The 25,679-nt window shown below is 61.7% G+C and carries 24 protein-coding genes; 20 read left to right on the top strand and 4 right to left on the bottom strand.

The window, feature by feature from the left end:
* Nucleotides 1–23: 23 nt before the first annotated feature.
* Nucleotides 24–623: a ribosome biogenesis factor YjgA gene (yjgA, locus tag ACQ4WN_RS02115; RefSeq protein ID WP_436550045.1), complete on the bottom strand. Its 600-nt coding sequence runs from the start codon at nucleotides 621–623 to the stop codon at nucleotides 24–26.
* Between the two features lie 92 nt (nucleotides 624–715).
* Between yjgA and pmbA the strand changes: the two genes are divergently transcribed.
* A complete protein-coding gene (gene pmbA, locus ACQ4WN_RS02110) occupies nucleotides 716–2,068 on the top strand; it encodes a metalloprotease PmbA (protein ID WP_436550044.1) in 1,353 nt (450 codons plus the stop codon).
* A 62-nt stretch (nucleotides 2,069–2,130) separates the two neighbouring features.
* Here the strand turns inward: pmbA and ACQ4WN_RS02105 are convergent, their stop codons facing one another.
* From ACQ4WN_RS02105 to paaX, 3 genes are all read right to left on the bottom strand, one after another.
* The gene (locus ACQ4WN_RS02105; protein ID WP_436550043.1) at nucleotides 2,131–3,828 is read right to left on the bottom strand and encodes a methyl-accepting chemotaxis protein; all 1,698 of its coding nucleotides are present in this window, start codon (nucleotides 3,826–3,828) and stop codon (nucleotides 2,131–2,133) included.
* 394 nt (nucleotides 3,829–4,222) lie between these two features.
* The gene (locus ACQ4WN_RS02100) at nucleotides 4,223–5,347 is read right to left on the bottom strand and encodes a M14 family metallopeptidase (RefSeq protein ID WP_034746346.1); all 1,125 of its coding nucleotides are present in this window, start codon (nucleotides 5,345–5,347) and stop codon (nucleotides 4,223–4,225) included.
* A 253-nt stretch (nucleotides 5,348–5,600) separates the two neighbouring features.
* Nucleotides 5,601–6,530, bottom strand: coding sequence for a phenylacetic acid degradation operon negative regulatory protein PaaX (gene paaX, locus ACQ4WN_RS02095; protein WP_436550042.1), 930 nt, complete (start codon nucleotides 6,528–6,530; stop codon nucleotides 5,601–5,603).
* A 267-nt stretch (nucleotides 6,531–6,797) separates the two neighbouring features.
* Here paaX and paaA point away from each other — a divergent pair, with 267 nt between their 5' ends.
* From paaA to ACQ4WN_RS02000, 19 genes are all read left to right on the top strand, one after another.
* Nucleotides 6,798–7,787, top strand: a complete 990-nt coding sequence (paaA, locus tag ACQ4WN_RS02090; protein ID WP_436550041.1) for a 1,2-phenylacetyl-CoA epoxidase subunit PaaA — start codon at nucleotides 6,798–6,800, stop codon at nucleotides 7,785–7,787.
* A 28-nt stretch (nucleotides 7,788–7,815) separates the two neighbouring features.
* Nucleotides 7,816–8,100: a 1,2-phenylacetyl-CoA epoxidase subunit PaaB gene (paaB, locus tag ACQ4WN_RS02085; RefSeq protein WP_034746356.1), complete on the top strand. Its 285-nt coding sequence runs from the start codon at nucleotides 7,816–7,818 to the stop codon at nucleotides 8,098–8,100.
* A complete protein-coding gene (gene paaC / locus ACQ4WN_RS02080) occupies nucleotides 8,100–8,867 on the top strand; it encodes a 1,2-phenylacetyl-CoA epoxidase subunit PaaC (protein ID WP_436550040.1) in 768 nt (255 codons plus the stop codon). Before paaB ends, paaC begins: the two co-directional genes overlap by 1 nt.
* Nucleotides 8,867–9,406, top strand: coding sequence for a 1,2-phenylacetyl-CoA epoxidase subunit PaaD (gene paaD, locus ACQ4WN_RS02075; protein ID WP_436550039.1), 540 nt, complete (start codon nucleotides 8,867–8,869; stop codon nucleotides 9,404–9,406). The genes paaC and paaD overlap by 1 nt, the downstream gene beginning before the upstream one ends.
* A 40-nt stretch (nucleotides 9,407–9,446) precedes the next feature.
* Nucleotides 9,447–10,526 (top strand): 1,2-phenylacetyl-CoA epoxidase subunit PaaE, encoded by a 1,080-nt coding sequence (gene paaE / locus ACQ4WN_RS02070; protein WP_436550038.1) that lies wholly within the window; start codon nucleotides 9,447–9,449, stop codon nucleotides 10,524–10,526.
* Between the two features lie 123 nt (nucleotides 10,527–10,649).
* Nucleotides 10,650–11,441, top strand: a complete 792-nt coding sequence (gene paaG, locus ACQ4WN_RS02065; RefSeq protein WP_436550037.1) for a 2-(1,2-epoxy-1,2-dihydrophenyl)acetyl-CoA isomerase PaaG — start codon at nucleotides 10,650–10,652, stop codon at nucleotides 11,439–11,441.
* Between the two features lies 1 nt (nucleotide 11,442).
* Nucleotides 11,443–13,011, top strand: a complete 1,569-nt coding sequence (paaH, locus tag ACQ4WN_RS02060; RefSeq protein ID WP_436550036.1) for a 3-hydroxyacyl-CoA dehydrogenase PaaH — start codon at nucleotides 11,443–11,445, stop codon at nucleotides 13,009–13,011.
* A gap of 22 nt (nucleotides 13,012–13,033) precedes the next feature.
* Complete coding sequence (gene paaI, locus ACQ4WN_RS02055) at nucleotides 13,034–13,459, top strand: hydroxyphenylacetyl-CoA thioesterase PaaI (RefSeq protein WP_436550035.1); 426 nt, start codon at nucleotides 13,034–13,036, stop codon at nucleotides 13,457–13,459.
* A gap of 68 nt (nucleotides 13,460–13,527) precedes the next feature.
* Nucleotides 13,528–14,856, top strand: coding sequence for a phenylacetate--CoA ligase PaaK (gene paaK / locus ACQ4WN_RS02050; protein ID WP_436550095.1), 1,329 nt, complete (start codon nucleotides 13,528–13,530; stop codon nucleotides 14,854–14,856).
* Between the two features lie 22 nt (nucleotides 14,857–14,878).
* Nucleotides 14,879–16,084, top strand: a complete 1,206-nt coding sequence (gene pcaF, locus ACQ4WN_RS02045; RefSeq protein ID WP_436550034.1) for a 3-oxoadipyl-CoA thiolase — start codon at nucleotides 14,879–14,881, stop codon at nucleotides 16,082–16,084.
* Between the two features lie 79 nt (nucleotides 16,085–16,163).
* Nucleotides 16,164–17,315, top strand: coding sequence for an ABC transporter substrate-binding protein (locus tag ACQ4WN_RS02040; RefSeq protein ID WP_436550033.1), 1,152 nt, complete (start codon nucleotides 16,164–16,166; stop codon nucleotides 17,313–17,315).
* Nucleotides 17,316–17,399: 84 nt separating this feature from the next.
* Nucleotides 17,400–18,278, top strand: coding sequence for a branched-chain amino acid ABC transporter permease (locus tag ACQ4WN_RS02035; protein WP_426087774.1), 879 nt, complete (start codon nucleotides 17,400–17,402; stop codon nucleotides 18,276–18,278).
* On the top strand, nucleotides 18,275–19,270 hold the full coding sequence (locus ACQ4WN_RS02030; RefSeq protein WP_436550032.1) for a branched-chain amino acid ABC transporter permease: 996 nt from the start codon (nucleotides 18,275–18,277) through the stop codon (nucleotides 19,268–19,270). The genes ACQ4WN_RS02035 and ACQ4WN_RS02030 overlap by 4 nt, the downstream gene beginning before the upstream one ends.
* 1 nt (nucleotide 19,271) lies before the next feature.
* Nucleotides 19,272–20,027: an ABC transporter ATP-binding protein gene (locus ACQ4WN_RS02025; protein WP_436550031.1), complete on the top strand. Its 756-nt coding sequence runs from the start codon at nucleotides 19,272–19,274 to the stop codon at nucleotides 20,025–20,027.
* On the top strand, nucleotides 20,027–20,758 hold the full coding sequence (locus ACQ4WN_RS02020) for an ABC transporter ATP-binding protein (protein ID WP_436550094.1): 732 nt from the start codon (nucleotides 20,027–20,029) through the stop codon (nucleotides 20,756–20,758). Before ACQ4WN_RS02025 ends, ACQ4WN_RS02020 begins: the two co-directional genes overlap by 1 nt.
* A 100-nt stretch (nucleotides 20,759–20,858) precedes the next feature.
* Complete coding sequence (gene paaY, locus ACQ4WN_RS02015; RefSeq protein ID WP_436550030.1) at nucleotides 20,859–21,473, top strand: phenylacetic acid degradation protein PaaY; 615 nt, start codon at nucleotides 20,859–20,861, stop codon at nucleotides 21,471–21,473.
* A 32-nt stretch (nucleotides 21,474–21,505) separates the two neighbouring features.
* Nucleotides 21,506–23,557 (top strand): phenylacetic acid degradation bifunctional protein PaaZ, encoded by a 2,052-nt coding sequence (gene paaZ / locus ACQ4WN_RS02010; protein ID WP_436550029.1) that lies wholly within the window; start codon nucleotides 21,506–21,508, stop codon nucleotides 23,555–23,557.
* A gap of 389 nt (nucleotides 23,558–23,946) precedes the next feature.
* Nucleotides 23,947–25,212 carry a hypothetical protein gene (locus ACQ4WN_RS02005; protein ID WP_436550028.1) on the top strand — a complete coding sequence of 422 codons (1,266 nt, stop codon included), beginning with the start codon at nucleotides 23,947–23,949 and terminating at the stop codon, nucleotides 25,210–25,212.
* A 10-nt stretch (nucleotides 25,213–25,222) separates the two neighbouring features.
* The gene (locus ACQ4WN_RS02000) at nucleotides 25,223–25,630 is read left to right on the top strand and encodes a type 2 periplasmic-binding domain-containing protein (RefSeq protein ID WP_436550027.1); all 408 of its coding nucleotides are present in this window, start codon (nucleotides 25,223–25,225) and stop codon (nucleotides 25,628–25,630) included.
* The last annotated feature ends 49 nt before the right edge of the window (nucleotides 25,631–25,679 follow it).

Here is a 25,679-nt window from a genome sequence, read left to right as displayed (position 1 = left end):
ATCTTTGCGTTTCGGACGCTAAATTACTCGTCGTCTTCCGCTTCTGCGTCATCTTCGTCGGCATCTTTCTTGCCGCTGTTTTTCTTCTTGGCGATCTCTTTCAATATCTGGAAGATTTCACGGTAGGCTTTTGGCGGCTTGTTCTCGGCTAGCTCCTTGCGGGCATTGCGGATCAGGGTGCGCAGGTGCTGCACGTCCAGTTCCGGGTTTTCCGACAGCAAGACGGTCAGGGCCTTGTCATCCGTCAAGAGTTTGTCGCGGCGGCGTTCCATCGCGTGCATATTGGCCGTGTCGGCTTTCGACAAGCCTTTCCAGCTATCGATGGTGCGTTGGATGGCGGCAACTTCTTCCTCATCCAGGGTGCGCATCTTCTTGCCCACAAATTGCAGTTGGCGACGGCGGCCTTCGTGATCCTTGATTTGCTGGCATTCGAGAATGGCGTCGCGCACGTCTTCCGGCATCGGGACGCGCTTGACGCGGTCACGTGCTTCATTGACGAGTTCTTCGCCCAGCTTTTGCAGGACGGTCATCTGGCGCTTGAGTTCCGACTTCGAAGGACGTTCATATTCCTGTTCGAATTCGGTGGATTGGAAGCCGCAAGCTCCCCGGTTTGGATTTGGCATGATAAGGCGGGATTGGCCGCGTAGGCCGCACCTGTAAACTGTAAACGACTGCTATGATACCCTTTTTAGCGGCTTTCCGAAGAAAACAGCGCATGAACGACTCCGTATTTACCCATAGTCAAGAGCAATTGCAGCAACTGGCCCGTGATGTGTTGTCTTTTGCGCGGGAAGCGGGCGGCACCGACGCAGCCGTCGAAGTCAGCGAAGGCGGTGGCCTGTCCGTTTCTGTCCGAAAAGGCAAGATCGAGACGATCGAGCAAAACAAGGACAAGGGCATGGGCGTGACCGTGTTTGTCGGCAAGAAACGCGGCAATGCCAGCACGTCCGATTTCTCGCCATCCGCCCTGCGCGCCACGGTGGACGCCGCCTACAACATCGCCCGTTTCACGGCCGAGGACGATTGCGCGGGCCTGGCCGACGCCGACATGCTGGAAATGTCGCCCCGCGATTTGCAACTGTTCTATCCCTGGCTGATTTCCGCCGAGGAAGCCGTCGTGCTGGCCCAGCGGGCCGAGGCGGCCGCGTTTGCCGTCGACCCGCGCATCACGAATAGCGAAGGCGCTGGCGTGCATGTGCAGCAATCGCATTTTGTTTCTGCCAATTCGCGCGGTTTCATCGGCGGCTACCCGTTTTCGCGCCATACCCTGTCTGTGGCGCCCATCGCCGGCAAGGGTGCCAAGATGCAGCGCGACGACTGGTATTCGTCCGTGCGCGACGCTTCCAAAATGTCGAGTCCGGAAGCCATCGGCCGCTACGCCGCCGAACGCGCCCTGTCGCGCCTGAATGCGCGCAAGCTGGGCACGCGCACTTGTCCCGTCCTGTTCGAGGCGCCGCTGGCGGCTGGCTTGCTGGGTACCTATGTGCAAGCGACCTCGGGCGGCGCCCTGTACCGCAAATCCACTTTCCTGAACGATTCCCTTGGTACGCAAGTGCTGCCGTCGCATGTGCAGATCTTTGAAGACCCGCACGTGATCGGCGGCGTCGGTTCGGCGCCGTTCGACGAAGAGGGCGTGAAAACCGTGAGCCGCGATGTCGTCAAGGATGGCGTGGTGCAAGGTTATTTCCTGTCGACTTACACGGCCCGCAAGCTGGGCATGCAGACCACGGGCAACGCGGGCGGCTCGCACAATCTGTTCCTGACGTCCAGCCAGACGGCCACCACCGACGATTTTGTTGCCATGTTGAAAAAGCTGGGCACGGGCTTGCTGGTGACGGAACTGATGGGACAAGGAACCAATTACGTGACGGGCGACTATTCGCGCGGCGCCTCCGGTTTCTGGGTGGAAAATGGCGTAATCCAGTACCCGGTGGAAGAAATCACCATCGCCGGCAACATGAAGGACATGCTGCGTAACATCGTCGCAGTGGGTGCCGACGTCTTGCGCCGTGGCACCAAGGAGACGGGGTCCATCCTCATCGAGAGCATGGTGGTGGCGGGCGGCTGAGGCACAGGCCTATGGCGATGCCCCCGCTGCAAGCTGCTCGATGCCTAGCGGCAGGCGGCGCCTCAATACTCTTCCCACTCGGTCTCGGCGACCGCAGCCAGTGCGACCACCTTGCCTGCTTTCCTGGCGGGTGCGGCAGTGGCCGTGACGCGTGGCGTGGCGGCAGGCTTCGCTGGCGCGCGGATGGCTGGAACCTGAACCGGCGGCAGCGCTTGCATGCCGTCGAGCTTGAACACACTGACGGCTTCGGCCAGGATGCCGGCTTGATCCTGCAGCGCTTCGGACGCGGCCGCCGCTTCTTCCACGAGGGCGGCATTTTGCTGTGTCACGGCGTCCATTTCCGTGATGGCCTGGTTGATCTGCTCGATGCCCGCTTCCTGCTCGTTGCTGGCGGACGTGATCTCGGCCATGATGTCCGTGACGCGCCGCACGCTGCTGACGATCTCTTCCATGGTGCTGCCCGCCTGGTTCACCAGGGTGCTGCCCAGATTGACCTGGTGTACGGAATCGTCGATGAGGATCTTGATTTCCTTGGCGGCGGAGGCTGATCGGTGAGCCAGGTTGCGCACTTCCGTGGCCACCACGGCAAAGCCACGGCCCTGTTCGCCCGCCCTGGCTGCTTCCACGGCCGCATTCAGGGCCAGGATATTGGTCTGGAAGGCAATGCTGTCGATGACACCGATGATGTCGACGATTTTCTTCGAGGAGGCATTGATCGACTCCATGGTCGTGATCACTTCCGCCACCACCTGGCCGCCTTTGCTGGCCACGCTGGAGGCCGATTGCGCCATCTTGTTGGCCTGGCGTGCATTTTCGCCATTCTGCTTGACGGTCGACGTCAGTTCTTCCATCGACGATGCCGTTTCTTCCAGCGAACTGGCTTGTTGCTCCGTGCGCGAGGACAAGTCCATATTGCCGGAGGCGATTTCGCGCGAGCCATGTGCGATGGCATCCGTGCCATGGCGCACGCGGGCCACGATGCCTTGCAAATTGTCGTTCATCTCTTTCAGGGCGCGCAGCAGCATGCCTGTTTCATCGGTGCCGCGCGCGTCGATGCTGCCCGACAAGTCGCCGGACGCCACCCGTTGCGCCACCTTGACGGCTTCGCCGATGGGCCGGCTGATGGAGCGGCTGATCAGGATGGCCAGCGCGATGGCGATCACCGTCGCGGCGATGGACAGGGACAGGGTCAGGAGGATGGCCAGACGCCCATCGGCGAGGGCTTGCTTGCCTTCGGCTGCCATCAGCGATTCCTGGAAGCTGGCCATGGCCGCCAGCGCGGTGAGATATTTTTCTTGCGGATAGCGCAGCTGCGTCAGCAGGAAGATGCCGGCCGTTTCGGCTTTTCCTTCTTGCAACAATTTTATATTGGCATCGCGTGTTTTGCGATAGCTTTCATTGCTGCTGCTCACGGCCTGGAACAGTTCCTGGCCCTTGGGTGTGTTGATCATGGTTTTCAGGCGCGCCAGCAGTTCCATGTTTTTTTTTGCCGATGCCTGCACCTTGGCCAGGGCACTGCTGACTTCGTCGGCATCGTTGGCGCCGATGATGGCGATGCTCAAGAGGCGGGCCTGGACATTGACCTCGGATTGTATGGTATTGGACAGCATGACCTTGACATAGCGGTCGTCGAGGATTTTTTCCGTCGTGGCATTGATGTTGCGGATGCGGCTCACGGAAACAAATGCCACCATGGCAAGCAGGACAATGATCAAGCCGAAACTGAAGGCCAGGCGGGTACTGATTGTAAACTGAGACATAGGGAATCCATTCTTGGCGCCATGCGGGAAGCGCCCGGCACCATGTGAGCACGAGCCAGACAGATGGGCAGGGTGCGGCACGATGCAGAGACGGTCGTTTTTTCGTGCAGAAAGCTAGCTCGGCAGGTATGGGGCTGTGTGATGCCAAGGGCAATGCCGTGGATGCGCCTGCCAGATCGCCGGTGGGGGCGTGGCGGCCTGGCAGGCGGCGTATTTTTGCGGGGCTGTGCAGCGTGGCACGGCCCGATTCTGTTATTGAGTGTAGGACGATAATTTTTGGCAGGCAAGAAGTTCGGAAAGAAAACGACTCGGCCAACAACGCTTGTCGTGCGGGCATAAAAAATGCCCCGGCGTGCGGGGCATGGACTTAGGCAGGCCTGCTCGGCTCTGGCGTTCAGGCGCGCAAGGTGGACAGGATAGGTTGCAGCACGGCCGCGCCCAGGGCGGCGCTGCGGGCGCCGCTCCAGCCCGTTTGCGGGTCGGGATCGTTGGCATTGTCCTTGAACGGCAACTCCAGGGTCAGCGACAGGCAGCCGAAGGCGTGCGTGATATGGGGCGAACCCATGGTCAGCACTTCCGGCGTGAACGGGCCGTCTTCATAGCCGTGTTCATCCTGGAAGTCGGGACTGGCCACCTTAAAGTCGGCGATGAAGCGGTCTTGCTCGGCCTTTTGTGCAGGCGTGAAATTTTCCAGCGCATCGCTGCCGGCCACGAACACGTAAGGCAGACCTTCGTCGCCATGCACGTCGAGGAACAGGTCGCAGCCGATTTCATGCATTTTCTGTTTCACCAGGAATACTTCCGGGCTGCGTTCCATCGTCGGCGTCATCCATTCACGGTTCAGGTTGGCGCCGGCCGCGTTGGTGCGCAGGTTGCCATGCACGGAACCGTCCGGATTCATGTTCGGCACCACGTAGAAGACGGCGTCTTGCAGGCACTGGCGGGCAAACGGATTGGCCTGGTCCAGCAAGGCTTCGAGCATGCCTTCGACAAACCATTCCGCCATCGTTTCGCCGGGATGCTGGCGCGCGATGACCCAGACTTTCTTCTCGGCATCGGCGTCGCCGACCACCAGCAGATTCATGTCGCGGCCTTCCACCGTGCTGCCCAGGTCGATCAGGCGCACCAGCGGCGACGCTTGCGCGCTGTCGATCAGGGCCAGGTGGCGATCCCATGGGTACGGTTCGAAGTAGGCGTAGTACACGCTTTCTTCTTCCGGCGTGTGTTCGATGGTCATCACCGTGCCGTCGAAGCTGGTTGGCACGCGGAACCAGGTTTCGCGGTCATAGCTGGCCACGGCCTGGTAGTCTTTCCAGCCGTCCGGATAGGCCGACTTGCCTGCATTCATGAAGCGGATCGTGCACGCCTCGCCTTGCGCGCCTTGCAGGCGGAAATAAAACCACTGCGTGATGTCGGCGTGGGAATCCTTGCGGATGTTCAGCTCGATGGATTGGGCATCGTCGGCGCGCAGCACCTCGATCGCGCCGGCGTCGAATTGCTGGCTGATTTTAATGGTCATGAGTGTTCCTGATAAAAACGTATGGGTTTTGCATCGTGTGCAATGGCGCGATGATACCTGTTTTGCGGAGGCCTTTGTGCTGGCGCAAACGATAACGAACGTGCTTTGCAAACGTGGAAGCTCCAACACGGGGAGAGCATCATGGTTGACAACGGCGTTTGCTGAACGCCTGAAAAATGTTCATGGCAAGGCGCAGGGCCGCAGGCAGTACGAATGTACGCCCAGACCCTGCAACGTCGCCATGGACGTTTTATCAGGTGTTCAGGCCGCCAAAACGTTCAAAAAACCACGGCTCCACGTCCGGCGCGTGCTCATCCTCGCGCCGCAGGGTGGCCAGGATATGTTCTTCGGCCGCCGCATAGGTGAGGCGGTACAGGTCGCGCGCCAGCGCATAGGCTTGCGTGCCGGGCCACGGTTCGGGCAGCAGTTCGACGGGCAGTTGCGGATCGTGTAACTGCACGCGGCGGTAGGCGTGCGTCAGCAGCGAGCGGATGACGAAGGCTTGCTCGGCATCGAACACGGGCTCTTCTTGCAGCAGGGTCAGCAGCGGCTGGAAACTGGCGATGAATTTTTCGTAGCCAGCCATCACTTCCGACAAGTCCCAGCATTCTCCCACCATGTCGCGCAGGGGCCGTGTGCTGACATCCGGCAACTCCGTAGTGTGACAGACATACAGCTTGCCCTGTACGTCGTTGCGCACGAGGATGTCTTCCAGCGCCTCCGAGTTGCTGGCCGGATGGCCAAAGATGCCAGGAGAGATCAATCCATAGCCAGCCCACAATAATTCCTTGCGCAGTGCCCCCCGCTCGGCGGCGCCGATGCTGCCGGCCGGTCCGATCACCAGGGTCCAGCTGCCATCCCAGTGCACGACCAGTGGCGCATAGATGCGTCGATAAGCGCGCTCGAAGCGGCGCAGCGCGTCCGGGCGTATCGTATAGGCGCTGCGGCGGCCATCGCGCTGCGAGCTGAGCCAGCCCTCCTGCGCCAGGCGAAACACGCTAGTGCGCAGCAGGCGGTCATTCACGCCAAACGGTGCCAGCAGGTCGATCAGGCTGCCCAGCCAGATGGCGCCGCCGCGCGGCACGATGGCGTCGCCAAAGATGGTCATCACCAGAGACTTCGAGCGCGGTGGGTCGTTTTCCAGGAAATCGGCTATCCATGCCGTGCAGCGGGTGTTCTTCATGTGGTTCCGGTCTGGCCGTGTTGCGGTCGATTCAATAAAAGCAGCAGTTTACTTGGCTGCGCGGGTAGCGCGTCAATAATTTGCCGGAAGCGCTGGTGGCACTACACAGTGTTTTCTCATCAGCAATATCATACGCACAAAAAAGCCGCACAAGATACGAATTTTTAAAATGATTCATATCAAGTGTATGCAAATAGATTTTTGTATCGTATTATCTGTTCATCGCACCGCGTTGCTGCGCAAAATCAAAGACATGGGAGACAGATCATGTACGCACAAATGGTTGAAACCGGCCTCAAGAACGTCCGTTCCATCGATGACATGGGGGCGGAAGAGCGCGCTTTTCAGGCGCGCATCGACGAAGGCATCAAGATCGAGGCCAAGGACTGGATGCCGGACGCTTACCGCAAGACCCTGATCCGCCAGATTTCGCAGCATGCGCATTCGGAAATCGTCGGTCAATTGCCCGAAGGTAACTGGGTCACGCGCGCACCGACCCTGAAACGCAAGTCTATCCTGCTGGCGAAGATCCAGGATGAAGCGGGCCACGGCCTGTACCTGTATAGCGCTGCGGAAACCCTGGGCGTCTCGCGCGACGATCTGCTCGCTGCCTTGCACTCGGGCAAAGCCAAGTATTCCAGCATCTTTAACTATCCCACCCTGTCGTGGGCCGACATGGGCGCCATCGGCTGGCTGGTCGATGGCTCCGCCATCATCAACCAGATTCCCCTGTGCCGCTGCTCATATGGCCCGTATGCGCGCGCCATGATCCGCGTCTGCAAGGAAGAATCGTTCCATGCGCGCCAGGGCTACGACATCATGATGTCGCTGTGCAAGGGCACGCCAGAACAGAAAGCCATGGCGCAGGATGCGCTGAACCGCTGGTGGTGGCCGTCCCTGATGATGTTCGGCCCGTCCGACGCCGCCTCCGTCAACAGCGCCCAATCGGCGCAATGGCGCATCAAGCTGTTTTCGAACGATGAATTGCGCCAGCGCATGGTCGACCAGACCGTGCCGCAAATCGAATACCTGGGCCTGACCGTGCCCGATCCCGACCTGAAGTTCAATGCCGAAACAGGCCACTATGAATTCGGCGAGATCGACTGGTCCGAGTTTAACAATGTATTGAAGGGCAATGGCCCGTGCAACCGCGAGCGCCTGCAAACGCGGGTCAAGGCGTATGAAGACGGTGTATGGTTCCGCGATGCCTTGCTCGCGTATGCAGATAAACAAGCCGCAGTCAAAGCGGCAGCGTAAATACATAAGACAGATAGGGGAGAGCAACATGAGCAAAGAATGGCCATTGTGGGAAGTTTTCATCCGCAGCCAGCACGGCCTGGCGCACAAGCATGTGGGCAGCCTGCATGCCTCCGACGCCACCATGGCGGTCAACCATGCACGCGACGTCTACACGCGCCGCAATGAAGGCGTGAGCATCTGGGTGGTGCGCGCGGCCGATATCGTCGCCAGCAGCCCCGGCGACAAGGGCGCCCTGTTTGAACCGTCAAACAGCAAGGTGTACCGCCATCCCACCTTCTTCCCGATGCCGGAAGAAGTCAAGAACCTGTGATGGGAGCGCCTGCAATGGATGACAAAGTCAATTACCTCTTGCGCCTGGGCGACAATGCCCTGATCCTTAGCCAGCAGCTGTCGCAGCTGTGCGGCAAGGGTCCCGCGCTGGAGGAGGACATGGCGCTGACCAATGTGGCGCTCGATCTCCTGGGCCAGACGCGCTTGTGGTTCAGCTATGCGGCCGAACTGGAAAACGCGGGCCGCGACGAGGACGACATCGCCTTTTTGCGCGACGCCCACGACTTCAAGAACTGCCTGCTGCTGGAACAGCCGAACGGCAATTATGCCGACACCATGATGCGCCAGTTCTTCTTCGACACATGGCACTACTTCCAGCTGCTGGAACTGGCGAAATGCAGCGATCCACGCATCGTCGAAGTGGCGCAGAAGTCGATCAAGGAAGTCACCTATCACCTGCGCCGCAGTGGTGACCTGATCGTGCGCCTCGGCGACGGCACGGCGGACAGCCACGCCAAGACGCAGGCCGCGGCCGATAAACTGTGGATGTACACGGGCGAGATGTTTACGTACGACGCCGTCGACCAGGCCATGCTTGCCGCCGGCATCGCGCCTTCATCGGACGTGCTGCGCCAGGCCTTCCTGGAACACGTGGCCGAGATCTTCGCCGAAGCGACGCTTGTCATGCCGGCGCCCGACGCCTGGATGCAAAAGGGCGGCAAGCAGGGTACGCACACGGAACACCTGGGCTTTATTTTGGCCGAAATGCAGTTCCTGCAGCGCGCCTATCCCGGGGCGGAGTGGTAATGAACGCGCCCACGGCAGCGCTGGACGCCGCCCAGGTATGGGCCTGGCTGGGCGACATCCCAGACCCGGAAATTCCTGTCATTTCGGTGGTGGACCTGGGCATCGTGCGCGCTGTCGACGTGGTCAGCAGCGACGAGTGCATCGTGACGATCACGCCCACGTATTCGGGCTGCCCCGCCATGCAGGTGATCGCCGATGCCGTCACGGATGCGTTGCGCAGCCATGGCGTGGCCAAGGTGACACTGGTGAACCAGCTGGCGCCCGCCTGGACTACGGACTGGATGAGCGAATCGGGCAAGGCCAAGCTGAAAGGCTATGGCATCGCCCCGCCGCAGCAGCAGGTGATCGATATCAGCGGCCTTCGTAGCGGAACAGCGGGCGGGGTCAAGCGCCTGCCCATGCCGCAGCTGGAGGTGATTTGTCCGAACTGCGGTTCCACGCATACGCAGCTGATCAGCCAGTTCGGCTCCACGCCGTGCAAGGCCCTGTACAAATGCCTGGCTTGCCGCGAACCGTTTGATTACTTCAAGTGCCACTAAAAAAATCAGGCACACGTTCCGAAGAAACTGGAGATGAAGCATGAGTAAATTTTATCCGCTGTGCGTATCGAACGTGCGCAATGAAACGCGCGACACCATCGCCGTCACGTTCGACGTGCCAGCCGAACTGCAGCAGCAGTTCCGCTTTCAGCAGGGCCAGCACCTGACCCTGCGCGCCAATATCAATGCGGAAGACGTGCGCCGTTCGTATTCCATCTGTTCGGCGGTGCAGGACGGCACGCTGCGCGTGGCCATCAAGCGCACGCCCGGCGGCGCCTTTTCCACTTGGGCGAATGACACCCTGAAAGCTGGCGCCACCATCGAGGTGATGCCGCCCATGGGCCACTTCAACGTGCCGCTCGACTGCGTCAACCGCAAGCACTACCTGGCGTTTGCGGCCGGCAGCGGCATCACGCCCATCCTCTCCATCATCAAGACGACACTGCTGACGGAACCCCTGAGCCGCTTTACCCTGTTCTACGGCAACCGCGCCTCGTCGTCCGTCATCTTCAAGGAAGAATTGACGGACTTGAAGGATGTGTACCTGGAGCGTTTGAACCTGGTGTACGTGATGAGCCGCGAGCAGCAGGACATCGAATTGTTCAATGGCCGCATCACGCAGGAAAAATGCGAACAATTCCTGCAGCACTGGATCAAGGTAGAAGACTACGACAACGCCTTCATCTGCGGTCCGGAAGACATGATGCTGGGCGTCTCCGCGGCCCTGCAGGCGGCCGGCATGCCGAAGCAAAATATCAAGATCGAGCTGTTCGCCGCCAGCATCCCGAAAAACTTTCATAAGCCGCGCGCCCTGCTCGATGCGGGCGCCGTGCAGGAAACGGAAGTGACCGTCATCATGGATGGCAACCACACCACCTTCACGATGGACAAGGACAAGGAATCGATCCTCGACGCGGGCCTGCGCCAGGGCATCGACATGCGCTACTCGTGCAAGGGCGGCGTATGCTCGACCTGCCGCTGCAAGATACTCGACGGCAAGGTCGAGATGGACGTCAACTACGCGCTGGAAGACTATGAAGTGGCGCGCGGCTTTGTCCTCAGCTGCCAGAGTTTTCCCCTGACCGACAAGGTCGTGGTCGACTTCGACCAGGCCGAATAACCCAACTGCGACTGCCGGGGTCAGACCCGTCGGGGTCATTCGCCCCAGTGGGGCGAATGACGATTCCGAAGGAACTGACCCCAGATTTCCGCTGCGGGTTGAAAACTAAAAAAGCGAGACGCCATGAGCTACCAGAACATTCTCTTCACCATCGAACAGGGCATCGCCACGCTGACCCTGAACCGTCCCGACAAGCTCAATAGCTTTACCCAGGCCATGCACGAGGAAGTACGCGACGCGATTGCGACAGTGAACGCCGACAGCTCCGTGCGCGTATTCGTGCTGACGGGCGCGGGGCGCGGATTTTGCGCAGGCCAGGATTTGTCCGACCGCGCCGTCGAACCAGGTTCGAGGGGCGTGGACCTGGGCGAGTCGGTGGAAAAGAACTATGCACCGCTGGTGCTGGCCTTGAAAGCACTGCCGATGCCCGTGATTTGTGCCGTCAATGGCGTCGCCGCCGGCGCGGGTGCCAACCTGGCGCTTGCCTGCGATATCGTCATCGCTGGCAAGTCGGCCAGTTTCGTGGAAGTGTTCTGCAAGCTGGGCCTGATCCCTGACACGGGCGGCACCTTCTTCCTGCCGCGCCTGATCGGTTCGGCGCGCGCCATGGGCCTGGCCATGCTCGGTGAAAAACTGACGGCGGAAAAGGCCGAGGACTGGGGTTTGATCTGGAAATGCGTGGACGACGCGCAGCTGGCCGAAGAAACGCGCAAGCTGGCCGTGCACTTTTCCACGGCGCCGACCAAGGGCCTGGCGTTCACCAAGCAGGCGCTGGCCGCCAGCGGCGCCAATACCTTGCCGCAGCAGCTGGCGCTGGAAGCGCGCATGATGAGCGAACTCGGTAACAGCGACGATTACCGCGAAGGCGTGGCCGCCTTCATGGAAAAGCGCGCACCGCAATTCAAGGGACACTGATATGACCGCATTGGCAAACAACAGCATCATCGCCGTCATCGGCAGCGGCGCCATGGGCGCCGGTATCGCACAGGTGGCCGCGGCTGCCGGTTACCGGGTAAAACTGTACGACACGCGCGCGGAAGCGGTGAGCAAGGCCTTGCTCGATATTGGCAAGATGTATGCGAAGCTGGCCGAAAAGGGCCGCATGACGCTGGACGACGCGGCGGCCGCCACGGCGCGCCTGCAGGCGGCCGGCAGCCTGGCCGATGTGAGTGATGCATCCATGGTGGTGGAAGCCATCGTGGAAAACCTCGACGTCAAGCGCGGCCTGTTCGCCGAACTGGAAGCGGTGGTCAGCGACGACTGCATCCTGGCGACCAACACGTCATCGATTTCCGTGACGGCCATCGCTGCCAAGCTGCGCCGTCCGGAACGCCTGGTCGGCATGCACTTCTTCAACCCGGTTCCCTTGATGGCGCTGGTGGAAGTGATCAGTGGCCTGGCCACCAGCGAGCAAGTCGCCGCCACCGTGTATGACACGTCGATTGCCTGGGGCAAGAATCCCGTGCATGCGAAATCGACGCCCGGCTTCATCGTCAACCGTGTCGCCCGTCCGTTCTACGCGGAAGGCTGGCGTTTGCTGAGCGAACAGGCAGGCGATCCCGCCACCATCGACGCGGTGCTGCGCGAAGCGGGCGGTTTCCGCATGGGCCCATTCGAGTTGATGGACCTGATTGGCCACGACGTCAATTTCTCCGTCACCCAATCCGTGTTCGGCGCCTATTTCAACGACCCGCGCTTCACGCCGTCCGTGCTGCAACAGGAAATGGTCAACGCCGGTTTCCTCGGTCGCAAATCGGGCCGTGGCTTTTACCTGTATGGCGAAGGCGCGCCTGCCCCCGTGGCGCAGGCGGAAAGCGCGCAAGCGTCCCCGGAATTCGTCGCCCTGTCGGCTGCCATCGGCGGCGATGGCCGTGGCCACAGCGGCGTCATTCGCAGCCTGGTGCAGCGTCTGGAGCAGGCTGGCATCACGGTCAGCCGCCGCGTGATGCAAGAAGGCCAGACACACGACGAGGCACCCGCCCTGCATTGCCATGGCGCCGCGATTTATCTGACCGATGGCCGTAGCGCTACCCAGCGCGCGCACGACAACCAGCATCCTGACACGGTGCTGTTCGACCTGGCGCTCGATTACGCCGGTGCCAAACGCATCGCCGTGGCGCGTGCCGACCAGTGCAGCGATGCCGCCTATGCGGCCGTCGTCGGCCTGTTCCAGGCGGCCGGTTTCATCGTCACGCGCCTGGACGATGTGCCTGGCCTGGCCGTCATGCGCACGGTCGCCATGCTGGCCAACGAGGCAGCCGATGCTGTCAACCAGGGCGTGTGCACGGTGGCTGCCGTCGACATCGCCATGCAGAAGGGCGTCAACTATCCACGCGGACCGCTGGCCTGGGCTGATGCGGTGGGCGTCCAACATATCGTGACCGTGCTGCACAATCTGGCACAAGGCTATGGCGAAGACCGCTACAGAGTCTCGCCGCTGTTGCGCCGCAAACTTGCCAATGGAGCCTCGTTTCATGCCGAATGATATGTCAAATGAGAACCACAACATGACTGCGCAAGCCCTGGCCGAAGCGGCCGCCGCTTCCATGCTGTCGCGCGATAACGCCACCGTTGCCATGGGCATCGCTCTGGCCGAGGTGGGACCCGGCCACGCGCGCATGACGATGACGGTGCGCGCTGACATGCTCAACGGCCACCAGACCTGCCACGGCGGCTTTATCTTTGCCCTGGCCGACAGCGCCTTCGCGTTTGCCTGCAACAGCTACAACATGAATACCGTGGGTGCCGGCTGCACCATCGATTACCTGGCACCGGGCCGCGAAGGCGACGTGCTCACGGCCGACGCCGTCGAGCAGGCGCTGGCGGGCAAGAGCGGCGTCTACGACGTCAAGGTCAGCAACCAGGAAGGGCGCGCCATCGCGCTCTTTCGCGGCAAGTCGATCCGCGTGGCCGGTGAAGTCATTAGCGGGTGAAGTGACAAGAGCAGCTTTGAACTGCCGCAGCTGATTTGAAAAGTTAAAGAACCAATTAGGAGACAATGATGATCCAACGCTATCCCGCCCCGAATGACCTGGAGCCGATCGAACGCGCCAGCAAGGATGAACTGCAGGCGCTGCAGCTCGAACGCATGAAATGGACGCTCAAGCACGCGTATGACAACGTGCCCCATTACCGTGCCGCTTTTGACGAAGCGGGCGTGCATCCGGACGACCTGAAGTCGCTGTCCGACTTGTCGAAATTCCCGTTCACCGATAAAAAAGTCTTGCGCGACAATTACCCGTTTGGCCTGTTTGCCGTGCCGCGCGAGCAAGTGGTGCGCATCCATGCGTCGAGCGGTACCACTGGCAAGGCCACGGTGGTTGGCTACACGCAGAACGACATCGATACCTGGGCCAATGTGGTGGCGCGCTCGATCCGCGCCGGCGGCGGCCGCGCAGGCGACATGGTGCATATCTCCTACGGCTACGGCCTGTTCACGGGCGGCCTGGGCGCGCATTACGGCGCCGAGCGCCTGGGCTGCACCGTCATCCCGATGTCCGGCGGGCAGACGGAAAAGCAGGTGCAACTGATCCAGGATTTCAAGCCATCGATCATCATGGTCACGCCGTCGTACATGCTCAACATCATCGAGGAATTCACGCGCCAGGGTCTCGACCCGGCCGAATCGTCGCTGAAGGTGGGCATCTTCGGTGCCGAGCCGTGGACCGACGCCATGCGTGCGGAAATCGAAGCGCGCGCCGGCATCGACGCCGTCGACATCTATGGCCTGTCCGAAGTAATGGGGCCTGGCGTGGCTTCCGAATGCATCGAAAGCAAGGACGGTCCCGTCATCTGGGAAGATCATTTTTATCCCGAGATCATCGATCCGGAAACGGGCGAAGTGCTGCCGGATGGCGAAGAGGGCGAACTGGTCTTCACCTCGCTGTCGAAGGAGGCGCTGCCCATCATCCGCTACCGCACGCGCGACCTTACCCGCTTGCTGCCGCCGACCTCGCGCTCGATGCGCCGCATTGGCAAGATCACGGGCCGCTCGGATGACATGCTGATTATCCGCGGCGTGAACGTTTTTCCCACGCAGATCGAAGAGCTGATTTTGAAGATGCCGAAGCTGGCGCCGCAATACCAGCTGGTGGTCACGCGCGATGGCCACCTCGACAAGCTCGAAGTGGTGGCCGAGCTGCGTCTCGATCTCAGTGCCACCATCTCGGCCAGCGAGACCGAAGGTCTGGCGCGCGAGCTGGAACACCGCATCAAGACACACGTGGGCGTGAGCACGCGCGTGCGCCTGGTGGCCGCCGCCGGCATCGAACGCACCCTGACTGGCAAGGCCCGCCGCGTGGTCGACCAGCGCCCGAAGATTTTCTCCTGATAGCCAGAACAAGGAAACACACATGAACGACGCTTTTATCTGTGACGCCGTACGCACTCCCTTTGGCCGCTATGGCGGGGCACTCTCCAGCGTGCGCGCTGACGACCTGGGCGCGCTACCGATTGCCGCGCTGATCGCCCGCAACCCGTCCGTCGACTGGTCCGCCATCGACGACGTGTTCTATGGCTGCGCCAACCAGGCGGGCGAGGACAACCGCAACGTGGGCCGCATGGCCGCGCTGCTGGCTGGCTTGCCTGCCGCCGTACCCGCCAATACTATCAATCGTCTGTGCGGCTCCAGCCTGGACGCTGTCGGCATGGCTGCCCGCTCCATCAAGGCGGGCGAGGCGGAACTGATCATCGCCGGCGGCGTAGAAAGCATGACGCGCGCGCCTTTCGTGATGGGCAAGGCTGACAGCGCGTTCTCGCGCGCGGCGAAAATTGAAGACACGACCCTGGGCTGGCGCTTCGTCAACGGCAAGATGAAGGCGCAGTACGGCATCGATACCATGCCGGAAACGGCGGAAAACGTGGCCGTGGAATTTGGCATCAGCCGCGCCGACCAGGATGGTCTGGCCTTGCGCAGCCAGCAGCGCTGGGCCGCCGCTAACGCGGCTGGCGTCTTCGAGCGCGAAATCGTGCCTGTTGCCGTGCCGCAGAAAAAAGGCGAGCCGAAGATGGTGACGATGGACGAACATCCGCGTCCCGATACCTCGCTGGACATGCTGGCAAAGCTCAAGGGCGTAGTCAAGCCGGACGGCACGGTCACGGCTGGCAATGCCTCGGGCCTGAACGACGGCGCCTGCGCCATCCTGCTGGCGTCCGCCGCCGCCGTGGATAAATACAAATTGACGCCGCGCGCAAAAGTGCTGGGCATGGCCACGGCCGGTCTGGCGCCGCGCATCATGGGCTTTGGCCCGTCGCCCGCGTCGCGCAAGGTGCTGGCGCAGACGGGGCTGACCATCGAACAGATGGACGTCATCGAACTCAATGAAGCGTTTGCGGCGCAGGCGCTGGCCGTCACGCGCGACCTGGGCCTGGCGGACGACGCGGCCCACGTGAACCCGAATGGCGGCGCGATTGCCATCGGCCATCCGCTGGGCGCATCGGGCGCGCGCCTGGTGATGGCGGCCCTGAACCAGCTGGAACGGACTAGCGGGCGCTATGCGTTGTGCACCATGTGCATCGGCGTGGGGCAGGGTATTGCTGTCGTCATTGAACGCGTATAACAAAGTAAAAAAAGGCGCAGGCTTGTAAAAAAAGCGCCAATCCTACATTGACCGTAGTGCCAACCTGGTGGAGACCACAATGATTGCCAATATTTTCAAGAAAACCCTGATCGCCGGCGTACTGGCCATGTCCGCTGCGGGCGCGTATGCGGCCGAGAACATCAAGATCGGTTCCGTGCTGTCCGTCACGGGACCTGCCGCCTTCCTCGGCGATCCGGAGCTGAAAACCTTGCAGCTGTATATCGAGAAAATCAATGCGGCCGGCGGCGTGCTGGGGCGCAAGCTGGAACTGGTGCACTACGATGACGGCAGCGACGCGGCCAAGGCCAACGGTTTTACCAAGCGCCTGATCGAGTCGGACAAGGTCGATGTGCTGATCGGCGGCACCACCACCGGTGCGACGATGGCGATGGCGCCGCTGGTGGACCGTGCCAGCATGCCGTTCATTTCGCTGGCAGGCGCCGTGGTCATCATCGACCCGGTCAAGAAGTGGGTGTTCAAGACGCCGCATACGGACCGCATGGCGGCCGAGAAGGTGTTCGAGGACATGAAGAAGCGCGGCATCAGCAAGGTGGGCCTGCTGTCGGAAACGAGCGGCTTCGGCGCTTCGGGCCGCAAGGAATCGCAGATCGTCGCGTCCAAATATGGCATCAGCCTGGTGGCCGATGAAACCTATGGACCGAAAGACACGGACATCACGGCGCAGCTCACGCGGATCAAGAACACGGCCGGCGTGCAGGCCGTCTTCGTGTTCGGCCTGGGCCAGGGGCCGGCGGTCGTGACCAAGAACTACGGCCAGCTGGGCATGTCCGCGCTGCCGCTGTACCAGTCGCATGGCGTGGCGTCGGATGAGTATCTGAAGCTGTCGGGCAAGGCCGCCGAAGGCGTGCGCCTGCCAACGCCGGCCCTGCTGATCGGCGCCATGCTGCCGGACAGCGACGCGCAAAAGGCCATCGTGATCGGCTACGACAAGACGTATAAAGAGCGCTACAAGATCGATCCGTCGACCTTTGGCGGCTATGCGCTCGATGCCCTGAATCTGTCGGTGGATGCCATCAAGCGCGCCGGGGGAACGGACCGCGAAAAAGTGCGCACGGCGCTGGAACAGACCAAGGGTTTTGTGGGCACCACCGGTGTCTTCAACATGTCGGCCAAAGACCACATGGGCCTGGACCTGTCGGCGTTCCGCATGGTGGAAGTGAAGAACGGCGAATGGCAACTGTCGAAATGATGTTCGAAATAAGGTAAGCCAGAAGTACCTGCGCGGGCCGCCCTCGAAGGCAGCCCGCGCATAGCCGAACATAATGGAGACACCATGGAAGTCGCTCAATTTTTACAATTTCTGTATTCCGGGATGACGGTCGGTTCCGCCTACGCGCTGGCGGCGTTGGGCTTCACCATCATTTACAACACCAGCGGCGTGATCAACTTCGCGCAAGGCGAATTCATCATGCTGGGCGGGATGCTGGCCGCCGTGATGTCCGCCGCTGGCGTGCCGCTGCCGCTGGCCATCATCCTGGCTGTCATCGCCACGGGCCTGGTTGGCCTGTTGATGGAAAAAACCGTGATCGAACCGGCGCAAAATGCGCAGGTCATTACCCTGTTGATCATCACCATTGGTGCCTCGCTGGTGCTGCGCGGCCTGGTGCAAATCTGGCTGGGCAAGGATACGCATACACTGCCTGCCTTTTCCGGCGACGCGCCGATCGAATTTTTGGGCGCCAGCCTGCTGCCGCAAAGCCTGTGGGTGCTGGGTGTCACCATCGTCATCGTGCTGGTGCTGGGCTGGTTCTTCGGCCGCACCCTGATGGGCAAGGCCATGCTGGCCACGTCGCACAACAAGCTGGCCGCGCAACTGGTGGGCATCAACACGCGCAAGGTGCTGCTGTTTTCGTTCGGTCTGTCAGCCCTGCTGGGCGCGGCGGGCGGCATCCTGGTCGCGCCGATCACGTATACCTCGTATGACGCGGGCATCATGCTGGGCCTGAAAGGTTTTGTCGCCGCCGTACTCGGTGGCCTGGGCGGCGGTGCCGGTGCGATTGCAGGTGGCCTGATCCTGGGCATCGCCGAAGCCATGACGGCCGGTTACATTTCGTCGGCCTACAAGGACGCCGTGCCATTCGTGCTGATTTTATTGATCCTGTTCTTCCTGCCGCAAGGCTTGTTTGGCGCTAAAAATTCGGAGCGTGTATGAAGACGCGGTTATCAACATTATTTTCCCGCTCACGCCACGGTGGACTGCTGGTGCTGGCCCTGGTGCTGGCCATTTTGCCGCTGTTCCTCACCAATGCGTTCTACTATGACGTGGCGATCCGCATTGCGCTCAACGCCATCGTCGTCATCGGCCTGAACCTGTTGATGGGCTACACGGGCCAGATCAGCCTGGGCCACGCGGGTTTCTATGGCCTGGGCGCCTACGCGTCGGCTGTGCTGACCACGCACTATGCCTGGCCGCCTCTGGCTGCGCTGGCGGCGGGCGCCGTCGCGACTGGGCTGCTGGCGCTGTTGCTGGCCCGCCCCGTATTGAAGCTCAAGGGCCATACCCTGGCCATGGCGACGCTGGGCCTGGGTATCATCATTTCCATCGTCATCAACAACGAGACGCAGTGGACGGGCGGCCCCGATGGGATAGGCGTGTCCGCCTTCACGCTGGCCGGCCTGGAAATCGCCGGTGAGAAAGCGTGGTACCTGGTCTGCGCCGTACTGTTGTTGCTGGTCACCTGGCTGGCCCTGAACCTGATCGATTCGCCCGTCGGGCGCGCACTGCAAGCGATCCACGGCTCGGAAGTGGCGGCCCGCGTGGTCGGTGTCGACACGACCCGCTTCAAGGTCCGCGTGTTTGTGCTGTCGGCCGTCATTGCCAGTATCGCAGGCAGCATCAGCGCCCATTACATCGGTTTTATCACCCCCAACCTGGCCGGCTTCTTCCACTCGATCGAGCTGGTGACGATGGTGGTGGTGGGCGGCATGGCGTCGATCTTCGGTTCCATCATCGGTGCAGCCCTGCTGACGATCCTGCCGCAACTGTTGTCCAGTTTTGAAGGCTGGGAAACGGTGGTGTTCGGCGTGATCCTGATGGCGACCATGATTTTCATGCCCAAAGGCCTGGTACCCAGCCTGGCCAGCCGTTCGCGCAAGCGTGCCGCCACGCCCAAGGCGCCCGTCAAATCCGCGCTGGAGGTGTGAGATGCTGACGATTAATAATCTGAGCAAGCGCTTTGGCGGTGTGCACGCGGTGCAGGACGTGAGCTTCACCGTCAAGGAAGGCAATATCCACTCCGTGATCGGGCCGAACGGCGCCGGCAAGACGACCTTGTTCAATTTGATCACGGGCGTGTACACGCCGACCAGCGGCGAGATTTTGCTGAATGGCGAAAACGTGGCCGCCATGCCGCCCGATGCGCTGGCGCGGCGCGGCATGAGCCGCACCTTCCAGAACCTGCAAGTGTGCATGAACATGACGGCCATCGATAATGTGATGGTGGGCGCGCACCTGCGCCTGAACCAGAACCTGTTTGCCTCCATGCTGCGTTTGCCGTCCGTGCGCCGTGCCGATGCGGCCTGCCGCGACGAGGCGGCCAGCCTGATGGAGTTTGTCGGCGTGGGGCGGCATATCGACGACGAGGCGGGACAGATGTCGTATGGCGCCTTAAAGCGCCTGGAAATCGCGCGCGCACTGGCGGCCAAGCCGAAGGTGCTGCTGCTCGATGAAGCGGCGGCTGGTTTGAACCATACCGAGACGGGCGAGATCGAAGCCTTGATACGCAAGGTGGCGCAATCGGGCGTGACGGTGGTGCTGGTCGAGCATGACATGAAACTGGTGATGAACCTGTCGGACCATATCCTGGTGCTCGACTATGGCAAGAAGCTGGCCGAAGGGACCGCCGCCGAAGTGCGCGCCAATCCCGACGTGGTGGCGGCATACCTGGGAGTGGCGGCATGATGAAGATGGAAAAACCTCAGACTCCGCTGGTGCTCGATATCAAAGGCTTGACCAGCCACTATGGCCGCATCCAGGCCCTGCACGGCATCGACTTGCAGGTGCGCCAGGGGCAACTGGTGGCGCTGGTGGGCGCGAATGGCGCCGGCAAGACCACCCTGTTGCGGGCGATTTCGGGCGTGCAGCCGATCGGCGCCGGCAGCATCGCCTTCGCCGGCCAGGACGTCAGCCGCATGAGCGCCGACAAGCGCGTGCGTGCCGGCATTTGCCAGGTGCCGGAAGGGCGGCAAGTGTTCGCCCCCATGACGGTGGAAGACAATCTGCGCCTGGGCGCCTTTACGCGCCCCGCGCAGGACGTGGCGGGCGACATGGAGCGCATGTACGGCCTGTTTCCCATCTTGAAGGAAAAGCGGCTGCTGCTGGCCGGTACGCTGTCCGGGGGGCAGCAGCAGATGCTGGCCATGGCGCGCGCGCTGATGGGCCGCCCGCAACTGCTGTTGCTCGACGAGCCCAGCATGGGCCTGGCACCCTTGCTGATCGCCGAAATCTTCCGCATCGTGGCCGAGTTGCGCGACCAGGGCATCACCATCTTCCTCGTCGAGCAGAACGCCCACGCGGCCCTGTCGATCGCTGACGTGGGGTACGTCATCGAGACGGGCGCCATCACGCTGTCCGGTCCCGGTCCCGAGTTGCTGCATAACGAGCAGGTACAAAGCGCCTATCTCGGCATGTAACCCAAGAGCAGAGACCGGGGTCGGACCCTGAGGGTCCGACCCCGGCAGTTGAGGTCTTGGGCTGAAAGCACGCTTTATCTCAAGGCATATAGGAGTTTTTATGGTCAAAGTCTACGAAATCAACGGCGTCACCCCCGTCGTCCACCCCAGCGCCTATGTGCATCCGTCGGCCGTGCTGATCGGCGACGTGATCGTCGGCCCGCGCTGCTATATCGGTCCGCTGGCCTCGATCCGCGGCGACTTCGGCCGATTGATCCTGGAAGAGGGCGCGAATCTGCAGGATACCTGCGTCATGCACGGTTTCCCCGGCTGCGACACCGTGGTCGAAGTCGACGGTCACATCGGCCATGGTGCCGTGCTGCATGGCTGCCGCATCGGCCGCAACGCGCTCGTCGGCATGAATGCCGTGGTGATGGATAACGCCATCATCGGCGAGGAATCCATCGTCGCGGCCATGAGTTTCGTCAAGGCGGGCATGATCGTCGCGCCGCGCAGCATGGTGGTGGGCACGCCGGCCAAGGTGATACGGGCGCTCACCGACGATGAAATCAAGTGGAAAAGCTCGGGCACCAGCCAGTACCACGAACTGGCCGTGCGCTCCATGCAGACGATGCGCGAAGTGGATGCCCTGACGGAAGTCGAGGCGAATCGCCAGCGTCTCAATTTTGAATCCGCATTGCCGCTGCATTTGCACAAGAACGCCGCAGCGCAGTAAGCACGCAGTCAACCAACATAGGAGTAGTACAGATGGCTCAAATATCCACCCTGCAAAGCCTGATCGCCGGCCGCTGGCTGGGCGAAAGCGCCGCCGTGGCCCTGCATAGCGCCTTGAACAACCGCGTGATCTATCACACGCATGCTGAGAAGATCGACTTCGACGAAGCCGTCACGTATGCCCGCAAGACGGGTGTGCCGGGCCTGATGGCGCTGGACTTCCAGCAGCGCGCCGCGCGCTTGAAAGCATTGGCACTGTACCTGGTCGAGCGCAAGGAAGAACTGTATGCGATCTCGCACCTGTCGGGCGCCACGCGCGCCGATAGCTGGGTCGACATCGAGGGCGGCACGGGCACCCTGTTCGCCTACGCCAGCATGGGCAGCAACGAGCTGCCGTCGTCGAACGTGCTGCACGAAGGCCCGGCCATCGCGCTGGGCAAGAAGGGCGGTTTCGCCGGCACGCACATCCTGGTGCCGCGCGGCGGCCTGGCCGTGCACATCAACGCCTTCAATTTCCCCATCTGGGGCTTGCTGGAAAAATTTGCGCCGAGCTTCCTGGCCGCCATGCCCTGCATCGCCAAGCCGGCCACGGCGACGAGCTATCTGACGCAAGCCGTCGTGCGCATGATGCATGAATCGGGCTTGCTGCCGGCCGGCAGCCTGCAACTGGTGATCGGCTCCACGGGCGACTTGCTGGACCGCCTGAATGGCCAGGACTTCGTCACGTTCACGGGGTCGGCCGCCACGGCCGCCAAGCTGCGCACCAATCCGAATCTGATCGCCCAGTCCGTGCCCTTCAATGGCGAAGCCGATTCGCTCAACTGCGCCATCCTGGCGCCGGACGTCACGCCCGACGACGTGGAATTCGACCTGTTCGTCAAGGAAGTCGTGCGCGAAATGACGGGCAAGTCGGGGCAGAAGTGCACGGCGATTCGCCGCATCATCGTGCCCGAGCACCTGATAGATGCTGTCGGTACGCGCTTGCGCGAACGCCTGGCCAAGGTGGTGGTGGGCGACCCGTCCATCGAAGGCGTGCGTATGGGGGCGCTGGCATCGAAAGAACAGCAGAACGACGTGGCCGAACGGGTCGCCACCTTGTCGCAAGGCAACGAGGTGGTGTTCGGCGCGGCCGACGGCTTCCATCCTCTGGGCGATGGCGCGCAGGATGGCAGCTTCTTTTCGCCGACCTTGCTGCTGTGCCGTGATGCCTTCGCCAACGATGCCGTGCATGACGTGGAAGCGTTCGGCCCCGTCAGCACCATGATGGGCTACACGGATATCGACGAAGCGCTGGCCCTCGCCGCGCGCGGCAAGGGCAGCCTGGTGAGTACCCTGGTGACGCGCGATCCGAAGATCGCCGCGCGCGTGGTGCCGCAAGTGGCGGCCACGCATGGCCGCGTGCATGTGCTTGAGCGCGTGGCCTCCGTCGATTCGACGGGCCATGGTTCGCCTTTGCCGCAACTGAAGCACGGCGGCCCTGGCCGCGCGGGCGGCGGCGAGGAACTGGGCGGCGTGCGCGCCGTGCGCCACTACCTGCAACGGGCGGCGGTGCAAGGCTCGCCGACCATGCTGGCGGCGATCACCGGTGAATATGTGCGCGGCGCGGACGTCAATGAAAGCCCGATCCACCCGTTCCGCAAGCACTTCGAAGACTTGAAGACGGGCGACTCGCTGCTGACGCACCGCCGCACCGTCAGCGAAGCGGACATCGTCGCCTTCGGCGGCATCTCGGGCGACTTCTTCTACATGCACTTCGACGAAATCGCGGCGAAGGAATCACAGTTCGGCAAGCGCATCGCCCACGGCTATTTCGTGCTGTCGGCTGCCGCCGGCCTGTTCGTCTCGCCCGGCGTCGGCCCCGTGCTGGCCAATTATGGCCTGGACAACCTCCGCTTCGTCGCCCCCGTCGCCATCGGCGACACCATCCGCGCCCGCCTGACCTGCAAGCGCAAGGTTGACCGCAACCGCAAGGACGTGTTTGGCGTGGGCCAGGGCGTAGTCGCGTGGGACGTACAGGTGACCAACCAGAACGAGGAATTGGTGGCCAGCTACGATATTCTGACCCTGGTGTCGAAGCGCGAGTAAGCGTTGCTGTAGCACCGCATCGGCCAGCGCCACCCGTGATCTTTGTGCGGGTGGCGTTTTTTTTATCCGAGTTATTTTTGTCTTGATTTATCCATAAGTGTATGAAAAATATAGCGAAAGTGTGGTTTTGCACGGCGTTTTTTTTAGATAAACCCCTCTAGAACGCATGCTTTTTTCGGGAAAAGGGACGAATTCGCTCATTGCCTCAAGAAAACATTCCAAAGTAAAACCTTTTTTCTGTAGCATGTGGTCATTCACTGGTTACGCAGCCATGCACGCCCCAGGCGATGGCGGCGCGAAGAAACGGACCCGGCCTTTTACGGTCGCTGCGCCACCAACCTCGAATCCACTCCACGATTAATGTTCACCGCTACGGGTATTTAATTACTATGAATAAACACGTCCTGCTTTTCCTGTTGGCCATGCCCCTGGCCATCAGCCACGCCTACGCCGAAGATGTCGCCAGTGGCCCGACCGTCAAGATCAGCGGTTACGGCTCGGCCGCGCTGACCATGGCTGATACGGACAACGCGCAGTTCGCGCGCCCGAACCAGGCTGCCGGCGCGGGCCGCACTGCCCGCACGGGCGTCGATTCCAACCTGGGCCTGCAGGCCAATGTTACCGTCAACCCGTGGCTGTCGGCCACCGTGCAGGGCCTGGCGCGCAAGGATGGCGAGGATGATTTCGGCGCCGAACTGGCGTGGGCTTTTGCCAAGGCCAAAGTGTCGGACAGCTTCAGCGTGCGCGTTGGCCGCATGGGCCTGCCCGTCTTCATGATTTCCGATTACCGTAACGTGGGCTATGCCAACACCATGCTGCGTCCACCGGGAGAAATGTATTCGCAGGTACCCCTGAACAGCATCGACGGCATCGACGGTACCTACCAGTTCAGCGCGGGCGACACCAGCATCACCACGCAGCTGGCGCTGGGCCGCACCAAGGCGACCCTGGCCACTGGCCCCGAATCCACTGTGCACGTGGAAGGCAAGTCCATCGTCGCCCTCAACCTGGTGGCTGAACATGGCCCCGTTACTGTGCGTTTCGGTCGCGCCGAAACCAAGCTGAGCATCGACGATTCTGCCAGCCAGAATGCGCTGATGGCGGCCTTGCGCGCAGCCGGCGCTGGCTACAAGTTTGTCCAGTTGGGCGCACTGGCCGATGCGCTGGTGGTGAAGAACAAGAAAGCCTCGTTTACTTCCGTTGGCCTGGGCCTGGACTGGAACAATATCCTGTTGCAGTCCGAGTACGCCAAGCGCAAGACGGATAGCTACATCAATGACAGCACCTCGTGGTATGTGATGACCGGCTACCGCATCGGCGCCTTTTTGCCGTATTACAGCCATGCCAGCCTGAAGGCCGATGATCGCGTGAACAACACCGTGCCGGCGGCATGCCCGGCCGGCTATCCGGCCGCCTGCACGCCGACTTTGCGCGCGCTGTCGGCGGGCGTCAACACCATGGCCATGACGCTCAATCAGCTGGAGCAATCGACGGACAGCATCGGCGTGCGCTGGGACTTCCACCGTTCGGCCGCGCTGAAAGTGCAGATCGACCGCATCAAGCCGAAGAATGGCGTTGGCCTGTTCGTGCAAGCCAAGCCTGGCTTCCATGGTCCAGTCACGGTGGCTGCCGCCGCCATCGATTTCGTTTTCTAAGGAGCGCCATATGAAACCATTTATTCTGAATGTGGCTGCCTTGCTGGCGCTGTCGGTTGCCGTTCCTGCCATGGCCGAAGTAGTCGTTGTGGTCAATCCGAAGAGCGCTGCCGGCGCAATGACGAATGAACAGGTGGCGCAATTCTTTCTCGGAAAATCGACAGCCATGACGCCGATCGACCAGCCGGAAAACGCCCCTGTGCGCGCCGAGTTCTACAAGAAGGTGACGGACAAGGAGCCGTCGCAAGCGAAGGCCCTGTGGTCCAAGCTGGTCTTCACGGGCAAGGCGACCTTGCCGAAAGAGGTGGCCAATAGCGCCGACGTGAAAAAGGCCGTGGCCGCCGATCCGAAAGCCATCGGCTATATCGAAAAGAGTGCCGTCGACGGTACTGTCAAAGTAGTGCTGACGGCGCCATAAAGCCGGCTCGGGCCGCGCGCCATGTGGCGGCCCGATAATTCATCAACAT

It is taken from the genome of Janthinobacterium pasteuri (genome assembly GCF_051380775.1).
GTDB lineage: Bacteria > Pseudomonadota > Gammaproteobacteria > Burkholderiales > Burkholderiaceae_D > Janthinobacterium.
Note: the sequence above shows the minus strand (reverse complement) of the source record. Positions and strands in the feature narration are given on the sequence as shown.